Annotated in this window: 10 protein-coding genes and 3 pseudogenes; 7 read left to right on the forward strand and 6 right to left on the reverse strand. The window is 59.1% G+C overall.

The annotated features are described in order from the left end of the window. Nucleotides 1-343: 343 nt before the first annotated feature. The 7 genes from IPF36_RS15050 (at nt 344) to IPF36_RS15080 (ending at nt 7,485) form a co-directional block, all read left to right on the forward strand. Nucleotides 344-505, forward strand: coding sequence for a hypothetical protein (locus IPF36_RS15050; RefSeq protein ID WP_195428506.1), 162 nt, complete (start codon nt 344-346; stop codon nt 503-505). Then, complete coding sequence (locus tag IPF36_RS15055; protein ID WP_133098368.1) at nt 498-1,871, forward strand: aromatic acid/H+ symport family MFS transporter; 1,374 nt, start codon at nt 498-500, stop codon at nt 1,869-1,871. Before IPF36_RS15050 ends, IPF36_RS15055 begins: the two co-directional genes overlap by 8 nt. 64 nt (nt 1,872-1,935) lie before the next feature. Further along, nucleotides 1,936-3,408, forward strand: a complete 1,473-nt coding sequence (locus tag IPF36_RS15060) for an amidase (RefSeq protein ID WP_255519775.1) — start codon at nt 1,936-1,938, stop codon at nt 3,406-3,408. A 283-nt stretch (nt 3,409-3,691) separates the two neighbouring features. Next, nucleotides 3,692-4,666: a tripartite tricarboxylate transporter substrate binding protein gene (locus IPF36_RS15065; RefSeq protein ID WP_133098369.1), complete on the forward strand. Its 975-nt coding sequence runs from the start codon at nt 3,692-3,694 to the stop codon at nt 4,664-4,666. A 178-nt stretch (nt 4,667-4,844) separates the two neighbouring features. Beyond that, entirely contained in the window at nt 4,845-6,278 is a 1,434-nt protein-coding gene (leuC, locus tag IPF36_RS15070) for a 3-isopropylmalate dehydratase large subunit (RefSeq protein ID WP_195428508.1), read from the forward strand. Next, complete coding sequence (gene leuD / locus IPF36_RS15075) at nt 6,278-6,916, forward strand: 3-isopropylmalate dehydratase small subunit (RefSeq protein WP_133098371.1); 639 nt, start codon at nt 6,278-6,280, stop codon at nt 6,914-6,916. Before leuC ends, leuD begins: the two co-directional genes overlap by 1 nt. A gap of 98 nt (nt 6,917-7,014) precedes the next feature. Next, nucleotides 7,015-7,485 carry an Lrp/AsnC family transcriptional regulator gene (locus tag IPF36_RS15080; protein ID WP_133098372.1) on the forward strand — a complete coding sequence of 157 codons (471 nt, stop codon included), beginning with the start codon at nt 7,015-7,017 and terminating at the stop codon, nt 7,483-7,485. Between the two features lie 193 nt (nt 7,486-7,678). On the opposite strand, the pseudogene IPF36_RS15085 reads toward IPF36_RS15080, so the two are convergent. The 6 genes and pseudogenes from IPF36_RS15085 to IPF36_RS15105 all read right to left on the reverse strand — a co-directional run. Beyond that, a pseudogene (locus IPF36_RS15085) lies at nt 7,679-8,524 on the reverse strand (ISKra4 family transposase); the annotation flags it as partial. Nucleotides 8,525-8,790: 266 nt separating this feature from the next. After that, nucleotides 8,791-9,825 carry an IS110 family transposase gene (locus tag IPF36_RS15090; RefSeq protein ID WP_195428511.1) on the reverse strand — a complete coding sequence of 345 codons (1,035 nt, stop codon included), beginning with the start codon at nt 9,823-9,825 and terminating at the stop codon, nt 8,791-8,793. A 102-nt stretch (nt 9,826-9,927) separates the two neighbouring features. Next, a pseudogene (locus tag IPF36_RS34665) lies at nt 9,928-10,002 on the reverse strand (H-NS histone family protein); the annotation flags it as partial. 85 nt (nt 10,003-10,087) lie between these two features. Beyond that, the gene (locus tag IPF36_RS15095; RefSeq protein WP_195428520.1) at nt 10,088-10,966 is read right to left on the reverse strand and encodes a nucleotidyl transferase AbiEii/AbiGii toxin family protein; all 879 of its coding nucleotides are present in this window, start codon (nt 10,964-10,966) and stop codon (nt 10,088-10,090) included. Beyond that, nucleotides 10,938-12,002, reverse strand: a complete 1,065-nt coding sequence (locus IPF36_RS15100; RefSeq protein ID WP_133098374.1) for a type IV toxin-antitoxin system AbiEi family antitoxin — start codon at nt 12,000-12,002, stop codon at nt 10,938-10,940. The genes IPF36_RS15095 and IPF36_RS15100 overlap by 29 nt, the downstream gene beginning before the upstream one ends. A 213-nt stretch (nt 12,003-12,215) precedes the next feature. Continuing rightward, nucleotides 12,216-12,523, reverse strand: a pseudogene (locus IPF36_RS15105) (ISKra4 family transposase); the annotation flags it as partial. Nucleotides 12,524-12,571 lie beyond the last annotated feature (48 nt).

A 12,571-nucleotide genomic window follows, 5' to 3' on the forward strand; every position in this document is an offset into this window, starting at 1 on the left:
CAGGATGCTCAAAGTGTCGCAAAGTGAGCATCCACGACGCCCGCCCTATCAGTTCCCTTTCGATCCCCCCTCCAGAAGCGTCCCGCACAGAGTTGTCCGGATCGGTACACACAGACAGTTCCAGCCACGCTGGCGAACCGCTTTTGCCAATCTGATTACTGCGGCGGACACCATGCAACTCGTGAATTAAAACACCAAAATCCGCTCCTACAATCCAATCACGATATGACACGTGCACGGGCCACAGAATATGGCAGAGAGCATGGGTCGGCTCGTTCGCATCTTCGCTGGCCAATGAAATTTCCTTCGCCAGGCAAGGAGCAAGCAACATCAGGAGAAATCAGTGGATATCTTGATTCCTATCGCCATGGCGATTGGTACGGTGGCCGCCGGTGTATCAGTGACGATGCTCATCGGCACCTTTGTCCCGGAGAAAATTTTCGTTAGCGCAGAGAAGCACGGTCGATATTCATTAATAGACAGGCTGGAGGAAGACAATGCGTAATATCGACATACTCAAGCTCGCGGAAAGTTCGCGTTTTTCATCGCTGCACGGCGTGGTGCTCGCGTGGTGTGCGCTGGTCATTATCTTCGATGGGTATGACCTCGCCGTCGCGGGTCTGGCCTTGCCCTACATCATGAAGGATCTCAATGTGGGAGCCACGCATGCGGGCATGATGGTGAGCGCGGCACTATTTGGTGCGATGTGCGGTGCGGTATTCCTGGGGACCCTGGCCGATAGAATCGGCCGTCGCCGCGCCATCGCGCTCTGCGTCGCACTGTTCAGTGTGTTTACTGCCGCGGCGGGACTGACGCGCGACCCCGTGACATTCGGTGTGTTCCGCTTTGTGGCCGGTCTGGGTATTGGTGGTGTGATGCCGGCCGTGGTAGCGCAAATGACTGAGTTTTCGCCACGCAAGATGCGCGGCACGCTGGTTACCTTGATGTTTAGCGGCTATTCCGTGGGCGGCATGATTGCGGCGCTTCTTGGAAAAGGCCTGATCGAACACTATGGCTGGCAGGCGGTGTTCTTCGCCGCGGCCGCGCCACTCGTGATCGTTCCGTTCCTGCTCCGGTCGATGCCCGAGTCGATACCCTACTTGATCCGTGCGCGCCGGAACGTGGAGCTCGCCGCCATTGCCGTTCGACTGAGCGCCGACTACACGCCGCGCCCAGACGACCAATTCGTGATTCCCACCGAGCCGACTACCGTGTCCACGCCTATCCGGAGCCTGTTCGCAAACGGCCGTAGCGTGAGTACGTGCATGTTCTGGGTAACGTTCTTCATGTGCCTGTTTATGGTCTACGCGCTGAGCTCCTGGCTGACGAAGATCATGGCCAATGCAGGCTACAGCCTCGGATCTGCGCTGACCTTCGTACTGATCCTCAATCTGGGCGGCATGATTGGCGCAATCGGCGGCGGCATGCTGGCCGACCGGTATAGCATCAAGCGCGTGCTGCTTTGCATGTTCGCACTGGCTGGCATCTCGATTACCCTGCTCGGCTACAAGCCACCTTCTGAGGCGCTGTATGTCCTGCTGTGGCTGGCCGGAGCGTCAACCATCGGCACGCAGATCGTGGTCTACGCTTACGCCGGCCAGTACTATCCTCTGTCGATCCGCACCACGGGCATCGGTTGGGCGTCCGGCGTTGGCCGCCTGGGAGCGATCTCGGCACCAGTGATTCTTGGCTTCGTTGTAGCCATGACCCTGCCGCTGCGACTGAATTTCCTCCTGATGGCTGTTCCCGCTGTCATCGCATTCATCGCGGTTCTGCTGATCGATCGACAACCGCGCCCCCGCGACACCTGGGCGTCCCATGGCAACTTGCCGCACGGGCCGGCCACGGCAACCGCCGTCAATAAGCGCTAGGCGCGACACCGTGGCCCACCCATACCGGACACCGTACCGGGCCCGCAACAGCAGAAAGAATTCCATGACGCATTCAGGACAAATCTTCAGCCCAAGCGACCGTGCAATGAGCACGTGCCATCTTCCCACCTCCAGCGAACCATGGCGCTGGCACGCCACGGAAATCAGCGCAGCGATACATGCTGGCCATGTGTCCAGCGCGGAGGTCGTGGAAAGCGTCTATGCGCGGATCGAAAGTGTGAATCCGTCCCTCAATGCCATTGTCCACATGGACCGCGACCGTGCCCTCGCCAGCGCGGCCATCATAGACCGGCAACGCAGCCAGGGCCGTGCGATGGGGCCGCTCTCGGGCGTGCCCGTCTCCATCAAGCTGAATGTCGATGTACAAGGCGAGGCCACCACCAATGGCACTCCCCTCTGGAAAGCGCGGATTGCGCCAGACGATAGCGCCGTGGTGACCAATCTGCGCCGCGCAGGCGCCATAGTCATCGGGCGCACCAATACACCGCCCCACTCGTTCCGCTGGTTTACCGAGAACACGCTCCATGGCCGCACGACCAATCCATGGATGTCGTCGGTGACCTCCGGCGGGTCAAGCGGCGGCGCTGGCGTCTGCGTTGCTGCGGGCATGGGCCCGATTGCCCACGGCACGGACATTGCCGGCTCCATTCGCTATCCCGCGTACGTCAACGGCGTGGTTGGCCTGCGTGCGACGCCCGGCCGGATTCCTGCCCATCACCCCACGACGCCCCAACGATTCTTCGGTTTGCAGGCGATGTCTGCCCAAGGACCGTTGGCGCGCAGTATCGCGGACGCGCGGCTGGCGTTGGAGGCCATGGCCGCTGGCGGTGGCGTGGATCCGTTGTGGGTGGACTCGCGGATGCACTACGGCGACGATCGCGCACCAGTGCGTGTAGCGTTAGTTGACGAGATTCGCGGTGTCGAGCTGGATCCGCCGGTGCTCGACGCCCTGCGCAAGGCCGCCGCCGCCCTGACCGCTGCCGGCTACCAGGTGGAACGCGTCAGCATGCCTGACTTGGACCGCGGCGTTGACATCTGGCAGCGCATCGTCATGACAGAGTGCAAGTTCGGGATGATCGCCGCTGCGGATGCCATTGGCGATCCAAACATCAGCATTTCGGTGCATAACATGGCGCGGTGCGCGCCCGAGGTCGACTTGGCGGGCTATGCACAGGCGATCGCCGATCGGGACAATTTCCGCCGCGAATGGTGCGAACGATTCGCACAGTACCCGCTCGCGCTGTTGCCGACCTCATGTCACGCCCCACTGCCATGGGGCAGCGACCTCGGCTCCGTAGCCGAAATGAAGGCCCTGCTTAGGGTGCAAAGTCCGCTCATCGCAGTGGCGGCAAGCGGCTTGCCGGGGCTTCATGTGCCGACCGGTGTGGCCGATGGCCTGCCAGTGGGCGTGCAATTGGTCGCCGGCAGTTTCCGCGAAATGCGCCTGCTTAACGCGGGAGAAATCATTGAGACCGAATGCGGACATCTCAACGAGGTGCGTTGGACACAGGAATGACAGAGTGTTGCCGCCACCACTAAGTTGATCGCCCTGGGATCGGCCGCTTCCCCTCCTCTGTCGGCACACAGAGCCGGTCACTGACGGTGGACGGCATTACATGCTGAAGCATTGCTTGGTGGTCCATTGGATCGGCATCACATTCTGCCGGCTCGCAGGTAGAGTCTTCCCTCACGAACGGCGCCACAACCCCAGGCTGGAGTGCATCTTCGCCACGACCCTCGCGTTGTGGGGGCGCTCCCTTGCTTCAATCCACGTGCGCCAGAAAACAACGGAGACAAAGATGAAACTACGACGAAATTTGCTCGTCCTTGCACCGGCAGCCCTGGCTTGCGCCATGGCAACTGCACAGCCGGCACCCGTTTATCCAAATAAGCCGATCAAGATTGTTGTCCCATTCGCGCCCGGTGGCACGACGGACGTGCTGGCTCGCCTCCTGGCTCACCGCATGACAGTGGCTTGGGGCCAGCCTGTGATAGTGGAGAACAAGCCCGGTGTGGGTGGAACAATCGGTGCGAGTATGGTCGCCAAGTCGCCGGCCGACGGTTACACGCTGCTGCTAGGAACGGTTCATCATACGATCGCCCAAGCGGTGTACAAGACCCTGCCCTATAGCTTCGAGCGCGACTTCGCACCGGTCGGCGTGATCGCAATGGTGCCCAACGTGGTGGTCGTGAACACTGCCGTGTCCGCAAGGACAATCGGGGACTTCATTTCGCTTGCCAGGTCGCAACCGGGAAAGCTCAACTACGGAACTGCTGGCGCGGGAACGGCGCACCACCTTATCGGCGAGATGTTCAAGAAGCGAGCGGCCGTTGACTTTGTGCACGTGCCATACAAGGGCAGTGGCCCAGCCGTCACCGATCTGCTTGGGGGTCAGGTGCAGGTGATGTTCGACACCGTTGCCTCTGCTCTGCCGCATGTCAAGGCAGGCAAGACGCGGGCCCTGGCCGTGACTACGGCAAGGCGCTCCTCCGCTTTGCCCGATGTTCCCACGCTGTCGGAAACCGTGCTGCCCGGCTTTGATGTCGGAACCTGGTTTGGCATCGTTGCTCCCAGGGGGACGCCCACGCCGGTCGTGCAGAAAATCTATGGCGAGATAGACCGCATGGCAAAGGCTCCTGACATTCGTCGGCAACTGCTCGAGCTAGGGGCTGAGCCCATCGGCAGCACACCCTCGCAGATGAGCGCACAAATCAAGGCGGAGTTGAGCGCCTACGAGGTGCTAGCCAGGCAGGTCCACGTGGTTATCGAGTGACCAGGCACGGTTGAACCCGGATTACCGGTTCACGACGACCTGCAATCCGGCTTCCGGTCTCTCCAGCGTTCATTGCTTGCCGAAACGTTGATGACATGGAGAGGCGATACACGGCCACGCAGCGAAGGCATCGGAAGATTCAGTTGCCAACTTATAAATCATGACAACAGGCTTTTGCATGCAAACTGCTTTTGCGGCACGTACCCTTTATGACAAACTCTGGCAGAGCCATCTCGTCGACATGAATGAAGACGGTGAGGCACTGCTTTACGTTGATCGACATCTGCTCTACGAGGTGACCAGTCCTCAGGCCTTCGAAGGACTTCGCCTGGCGAACCGCAAACCGTGGCGGCCAGAAACCGTACTTGCCACCGTGGATCACAACGTTCCGACGACTAGGGCTGAGCGGACAAGCATAGACAGCATCCCGGATCCGCTGTCACGACAGCAGATTCGGCAGCTCAATACGAACTGCCGCGAGTTCGGCATCACGCAATTCGACATAAACAGTTCCCGGCAAGGAGTCATCCACGTGGTGGGGCCCGAACAGGGGGCAACGTTGCCCGGGATGACCGTTGTCGCGGGCGATTCGCACACGAGCACGCACGGGGCATTCGCAACAATGGCCTTTGGTGTCGGTACATCCGAAGTCGAGCATGTTCTTGCCACGCAATGCCTGGCCATGCGTCCTATGCGAACCATGCTCGTTCAGGTGGAGGGGGCACTTCCTCAAGGCGTGACCGCAAAGGACTTAATCCTCGCCATCATCGGTCGCATCGGCACGGCCGCCGGCACCGGCTTCGCCATCGAGTTTGCCGGCAGCACAATCAGGTCGCTGTCGATGGAAGGTCGCATGACGTTGTGCAATATGGCCATCGAAGCGGGTGCTCGCGTTGGCCTGATCGGTGTCGACGAGACGACTATCGAGTATTTGCGCGATCGGCCCTATGCTCCTCGCCCGGATCAATGGGACGCAGCAATTGCCTACTGGCGCACGCTGGTGAGCGACAACGGGGCCGTGTTCGATCGCACGGTCGAGATCGATGCAAGTGAACTGCGGCCGATGATCAGCTGGGGAACGTCGCCGGAAATGGTTGTCACGGCGGATGAGCGAATTCCCGATCCCGCCCAGGAAGCTGACGCAGTCAAGCGAGCTGGCATGGAGCGCGCCCTCGCCTACATGGGGTTGAAGCCCGGCACTGCCATGCGAGATATTCGTATCGACAAGGCATTCATCGGTTCCTGCACCAATTCCCGGATCGAAGACCTGCGTGCGGCCGCCGCCATCGTGGCAGGACGACGGATTGCTTCGTCCGTTCAACTCGCACTCGTCGTTCCGGGGTCGGGACTGGTCAAGGCGCAAGCCGAGTCCGAGGGCCTGGACCGCGTGTTCATGGCTGCCGGTTTTGAGTGGCGCGAGCCCGGTTGTTCGATGTGCCTCGCCATGAACGACGACCGTCTCAACCCCGGAGAGCGTTGCGCGTCGACTTCGAACCGTAACTTCGAGGGCAGGCAAGGCGCAGGCGGGCGAACGCATCTTGTCAGTCCCGTCATGGCGGCCGCGGCAGCGATTGCCGGGCACTTTGTCGATATCTCGCGGGAGGAAATCTAATGCAACCGTTCACATGTCTTGAAGCCGTCGTGGTGCCGCTGGATCAGCCTAACGTCGACACGGATGCCATCATTCCGAAGCAGTTCATGAAGGCCCTCTCCCGCACCGGATTTGGAGATAACCTCTTTGATGAATGGCGCTATCTTGACCGTGGCATGCTAGGACAGGATGCCTCGAAACGCCCTAAGAATCCGGATTTTCCGCTCAACCGACCTTGCTATGCCGAAGCCCAAATCATACTTGCCAGAGACAATTTCGGCTGTGGATCGAGCCGCGAGCATGCTACGTGGGCGCTGCATGATTACGGCATCCGGGCTCTGATCGCGCCGAGCTTTGCGGATATCTTCTATGCCAACTGCTTCAAGAATGGGATTTTGCCCATCGTTCTGCCTGCGGATGTGATAGATGCGCTTTTCACGCTGGTTGGGGAGAGCCCCGGCACCAAGTTCCATGTTGACCTGCAGGCCCAGATTGTCACGCCGCATCGCGGCAAGGCGATCTCGTTCGAGCTGGGTGCCAGCCGCAAACAGCGACTCCTCCATGGATTGGATGACATTGCCCTGACGCTCCAGAGCGCGGAAAGCATCCGATCGTACGAGGCGAGACGCAGATCGAATGAGCCCTGGCTCTTCAACTGAGGTGGCAGTACGGATGGTGAAACACCGTTCACGTGCCGTCAGGCGAGTGGCTCCTTGCGAGAAACCATGGATTGAAGCGTTGTGAACGTCTTGACGCCATGAAACTGGACGCCATTGATCTCCGTATCCTGGACGAGCTTCAGAAGGACGGCGCGCTTTCCAATGTCGAGTTGGCGCGCCGGGTCCACCTATCCCCGTCGCCTTGCCTGACGCGTGTCAAGGCCCTGGAGACCGCCGGCGTGATCGAGCGCTATGTAGCGCTGGTCAAAGCACAGGCGCTGCACCTGGGCCTCAATGTGTTCATCTCCATCAGCCTGACCACCCAGTCCAAGAAGTCGCTTTCCGAGTTCGAGCGGTGTATCGCCGAGCACGACGAAGTCATGGAGTGCTATCTGATGTCGGGGGACAGCGACTACCTGATACGAGTCGCCGTGAGCGACATTCCCGCGCTGGAGAAATTCATTCTCGAGCAACTGACGCCGATATCGGGCATTGAGAAGATCCGTTCCAGCTTTGCGCTCAAGCAGGTCCGGTACAAGACTGCGCTGCCGCTTCCATTACGTAAATGAGGGCTCAGCGGCGCAGATCATCGTTCACCTTCCCCACCATCCCTTGGGGTGCGCGGCATGCCCGGGGCCTGCCGTTGCGACATTGGGCGCGACTGATTCAGGACCAGCGCATGACGCCGGCGCGGGCCGTTGCGGCGGGGAACTTTCCGCAAATCGAAGTGGAACTAGGAGACCGCGCCAAACCGGGGGCTGACTAAGCGGCAAGGCGGTGGCCCCCTTCTCCGGCGACGGACGGATACCATCGTTCAACGTAAGACCGGAGCTGGTCATTGAGCACAGCAGTCCGGATTTGTAGCAGGTTGTGCGCGTGCCGAGGCCGCCAGGCCATCTGCTGCCGTTTGACGAATCGCTTGCTGACCACCTGGTTGACAGCTGACTCGACAAAACCTGATGCAATGGGCTCCCCATGCCGATAGCGGTCACCGTAGTTCACGATGAAGTGCCGATTGTTGTCGAGGTAGACAATGAACTCCTCGAGCTTGCCGAGGAGTTTGGCCTCTTCGGGGCTGGCCTCGGCGTCCAGATCCCAGCCCAGGCTTTCCAGTCGGCGCAACGCCGGATAGGGGCAGCCGTGCCACAGGTGCCACTTTGCGCCATGCAGCGCCTTGATCAATGCCGCGTTGGTCGGGCCGTCGCAGTATGCCGGCCGGCCCTTGATCATCTGTTCGAGGTTCTGTACCCGCATGGCGATGTGGAACCAATCGAGAACGTACTCACCGCGGTCACCAAAACCGAGCTGCGCAAACCGTACGGTATCCCCGCCGTCCGACAGAAAGGTCACCGGCTGACTGGGTTGCACACCCTCACGAAGAAGGAAATTCCACATACGATCGGCCGGTCGGCGCTCCAGTTTATGCACGTAGGCAAAACTATGCCCGCCATCCTGATTCCGCAGGGATTTCCCAACAATCACTTCAAACCAGCCGTCCTGGCGGCGCCGGTGTCCGGCCCGCCGAAGGAAGCCGTCAATGCCAACCGCGCGGACCGGACATCGGAAGCCATGCGCGCATTTTAGGTGCCTCATTGGCCTCTCGGTAGCGGTCCGGCCGTCAGCCCCCGTACATGGACGCCCCCAGTTTGCCAAGCGCTCGTTCAATGATGACCGGAAGGTGGATTGCAACCGTACATTCGGACTTTCGCTGCGGCATCGCCGCTGTCCCTGATGGGTTTCGCTGGCCAGATCCCTCTCGCTTTGCCGCACTCAGAAGTGCTTGGGGGCTGTTGCCATCATTTCATGATTGCCTGAGCAATCTGTGGTCTGCTTCTCCTACTGATACCGCTTCACGCCTTAAATGAGAGAACTGCCTACGCTGCTGCAGCCGCAGGAGTGTAGGCAGGTCGGTACTGCCTGTCATGCCTCCATAATGCCCACACAGTTCGAGCGATCTTGTTGGCCAGCGCGACAGCGGCTATGTTGCTATTGCGCCGACGCGCCACGTCGTGGACCCAACCTTGCTCCATACCCTTGCGTCGTGACGCGAAGATTGCTGAGCGCGCACAGTGAATCAACAACGTCCGCAAGTAGGAGTCGCCACGCTTGCTGATTCCAAGCAGATTTTGCTTTCCACCGCTTGAGTGTTGCCTTGGCACCAGGCCTAGCCAAGCGGCCAACTCTCGGCCGTTCTTGAAGTGCTTCGCGTCCCCTATAGTTGCCACCAGCGCAGTGGCTGTCACGGGGCCGACACCTGGTATCTTCTCGAGCTTGCAGGATAGGTCGCTCTGCCTGTGCCACGCCCTGATCTCTGCATCGATTTCTGATACCTGTTGGTGAAGCGCTTTGAGATGTGCCATCAAGCGCTGTATGAGCTGCCGGAACGTCCCCGGTAGCTCGTTCGAGCCGTCCTCAATGATGTCGGGGACCTTTTCCGCAATGCAGGCGATTCCTTGAGGTAGGACGAATCCATACTCGCTGAGCAGGCCACGGATCTGATTGGCCTGCGCGGTGCGAGCGCTCACAAATCTCTGGCGAGCCCGATGCAAGGCCAACATCGCCTGCTGCTCGACATTCTTGATCGGTACAAAGCGCATGTTGGGACGGGTTACCGCTTCACAAATCGCCTCTGCGTCGGCGGCATCGTGCTTGTTGGTCTTGACATAGGGCTTGACGAACTGCGGTGCCATTAGGCGGACCGTGTGCCCCATGCCTTGTAGCCTCCTGGCCCAGTAATGTGCACTGCCGCACGCTTCCATGCCAACAAGGGCGGGCGCAAGGTTCGCGAAGAATATTGCCACCTGATGGCGTTTGAGTTGTCTTCTCAAGACGATCTTGCCGTTCTCAGAAACACCATGAACCTGGAAGACGTTCTTCGCCAGATCGATGCCGATGGTAGTAGCCTTCATGATGGATGCTCCCTTCCGTGAAGTGGTGATATGCAACTCCACTGTGGCACATCGATGCCGTTTGGTTGGGGGCGTCCATCCCATTGTTTTGGCGCACTCTCCTTATCCGACGCAGTAGACGCTCTGCCCCGCATTGACCGCCCGCCGCAGCCAATCGGGCATCTCGCCCTGCCCGTCCCCTCTACTCCGATTTGGCGCGGTCTCCACTATTGCGCTCCTGCCGGTTGTCGCACATCTTCAGATTCGATCAGTCTTGCTTCGTCTACATAGGTGGGATGAACATTTCTCGGAAAGTATTCAATCGTGCTTGAACCCGCATAGGGTCCGATTCGCCATCACGCAAAGCGAATCGATCACCGAAGGCCATATGCTCCAAGAGCAATTGGTATTTGACCTCGTCGTCAAAGACCTCACAGATCTGCGTACGCGCCTCTGCCGACGCAATCGCGCTACTGTCCTTCGCCAGCAGCGCAGCAGCGGCGAGATCGATATCGAAGCCATACTGCTCCATGAGCCCGCTTTCCTGGCCGTAGAGTCGATCCTCATTGCCAGCACCGGCGTAGCTGCTCAGAAGAATCAGGAGATCTGTTGCATCACGCTTGCTCTCATGATGACGATCTCTCCAAGCGAGCAACTTGAGAATCGCCATTGCGGGAAGCGACGCAAATGGAACAAGTAGATCAGCGTCGACCTGGACGGGAACAGCAGCCTGAGAGGCTTCGCGAAAGCCCGCGACATTCATGACCGTATCCATATCCGGTGGCCACGCTATGCTGGCCGCAGGATTTTCGACGTTACCAAAAGGGATGATATCAAGCTGCATTGCCTCCGCAGGGGCAGAACGATAGATCAGCTTATGTGGGTTCTTAGGAATTGTATGAAAGCGTCCAGTTGCCGTCAGACTCTGCTTAAATGCGTTATGCAAGGCCCAATCAGCAACACAGATGCCAATATCCACGTCTAGGGTTGCGCGGCCAGGCGGAGCACCAAAGATGTGCTCGAGGATGACAATCCTCGCCATGGCCCCGCCCACAAAATACTCAATTCCCATGGCCCTCGCGATCTGGTCCACTTCGCGGAGTAAAGATATTGTGGTGGCATCAATTGGCCGATCAAGTCGGAGTGTATGGGCGATGGCCAAGATAGTCCTCTTTGATTTTTCGGGCTAGGTCCACGTTGCGAGATTCGCGGGAATCAAGTAGATCCGCATAAACGAGAATAGGGTGTGCCACGTCCGCTGGCACGCCCATCGGCTGCGGAGAAAGCGTGGGCCAGAATGCCTGGACGATCTCGATTTCACCTTGTGGATCAGCGCGCAGACGTGCCTCGAGGATCAACTGCTTGGGCGACGTTGAGGCAGCGTACAGCATGACACGCTGAGGTCGCAAATGATGGGTCAACTTTGCCGCTGCGACTTCGGCACTGAAAACTGCACCGTGCTTTGAGATATCGCTGGATTGCCACCAGTCTGATCTATCCGCGGAATAGCGCCGGCAAGCCAGTTTTGGCCTTAGTTTGATGGGATAGAGAGACACCCACTCTTCTACCACGCGATCCCAATCTCCAAACTGGCGCTTGCCGTTTGCGCCCACGATGAGTAGTTGGCGTTCAAGGAAGTCGTCAATCGCTACGTTGACAGTGCTGATTGCCACCTGGGCAACTGAGGCAATAGCTCGATACGGCGCACTCACGAGTGTGGGATTCGTGATGAGTGCGTATAGCACCTCAAGCTGTTTGGGGCTGCCGGTGCGCCTAGGCAAGGCAGTTTTTTTACGCTCGCGATTGCGACGGCCGGCGATGTAGAGCAAAGCCTCCGGCCGGTTCAGCGAGACATTTCCTGCAGTGTCGAGGAATGAAAGCTGGTTGTCTCGCAAGCTTTCGGCCATCTCGGGCGAAAGATAGTCCGTGACCAACAGCAGTTGCTCTCCGAGTTCCTCCTGAGCTTCCTTGAGCCTAGCAACGGTAGCAAACCTATCAATGCGGGCTTTCACTTCGACCGGCATCGTGAATGTACGGCCGTGCCCGAGATCAAAGTGCATCAGTCCGCCCAACAGCGAGCGTGGGCCCGAGGAAACTGGTCCCTCGGACACGGCCCGCATGCCGGTGGTCTGCTCAAACGCCAGAGCGGCGTCTTCCAGAAGAAGTCTCTCCAATTCGCTGTGATAAGGGTTCTGCATACGCTTGCTGTACGATTTCCATGCAGTGTACGCGTTACGTGGACAAGCGGCAAATATCGCATGTTAAGTGCTTCAAGCTGCACATAATGTACGCGTTCCGCGTACATCTGCAAGTTTCGTACAATCAGCTATCCTCTTCCTCTGAGACCGAGCCGATCGGCACCGAATCAGATCAGGAGACCGCGCCAAAACGAGGGCTGACTAAGCGGCATGTTGGCGTTTGACGAACCACTTGCTGACTACCTGGTTGACGGCCGACTCGACGCACCCCGATGCAGTGGGCTCCCCATGCCTATGGCGGTTACCGTTATTCACGATGAAGTGCCGGTTGTTGTCCAGGTAGACGATGAACTCCTCCAGTTTGCCGAGGAGTTTGGCTTCTTCGGGGCTGGCCTCAGCGTCAGATCCCACCTCAGGCTTTCCAATCGATGCAACGCCGGATAGGGGCAGCCGTGTCAGAAGTGCCACTTGGCGCTATGCAGTGCCCTGATCAATGCCGCAAGCGTGGCCGTCCTCCTCTCGTGAACAATCTGCGACGACCAGTCTACGCCCGGATCTGTCGCAACCAA

Origin of the sequence: Cupriavidus sp. IK-TO18 (assembly GCF_015549295.1) — a bacterium.
In the GTDB taxonomy this organism is placed as follows: Bacteria; Pseudomonadota; Gammaproteobacteria; order Burkholderiales; family Burkholderiaceae; genus Cupriavidus; species Cupriavidus oxalaticus_A.

What these genes read in the sequence shown, in the direction of transcription:
- IPF36_RS15055 (WP_133098368.1), top strand. Translation starts at nt 498, where the DNA reads ATGCGTAATATCGACATACTCAAGCTCGCGGAAAGTTCGCGTTTTTCA.
- IPF36_RS15060 (WP_255519775.1), top strand. Translation starts at nt 1,936, where the DNA reads ATGACGCATTCAGGACAAATCTTCAGCCCAAGCGACCGTGCAATGAGC.
- IPF36_RS15065 (WP_133098369.1), top strand. Translation starts at nt 3,692, where the DNA reads ATGAAACTACGACGAAATTTGCTCGTCCTTGCACCGGCAGCCCTGGCT.
- leuC (WP_195428508.1), top strand. Translation starts at nt 4,845, where the DNA reads ATGCAAACTGCTTTTGCGGCACGTACCCTTTATGACAAACTCTGGCAG.
- leuD (WP_133098371.1), top strand. Translation starts at nt 6,278, where the DNA reads ATGCAACCGTTCACATGTCTTGAAGCCGTCGTGGTGCCGCTGGATCAG.
- IPF36_RS15080 (WP_133098372.1), top strand. Translation starts at nt 7,015, where the DNA reads ATGAAACTGGACGCCATTGATCTCCGTATCCTGGACGAGCTTCAGAAG.
- IPF36_RS15090 (WP_195428511.1), bottom strand. Translation starts at nt 9,825, where the DNA reads ATGAAGGCTACTACCATCGGCATCGATCTGGCGAAGAACGTCTTCCAG.
- IPF36_RS15100 (WP_133098374.1), bottom strand. Translation starts at nt 12,002, where the DNA reads ATGCAGAACCCTTATCACAGCGAATTGGAGAGACTTCTTCTGGAAGAC.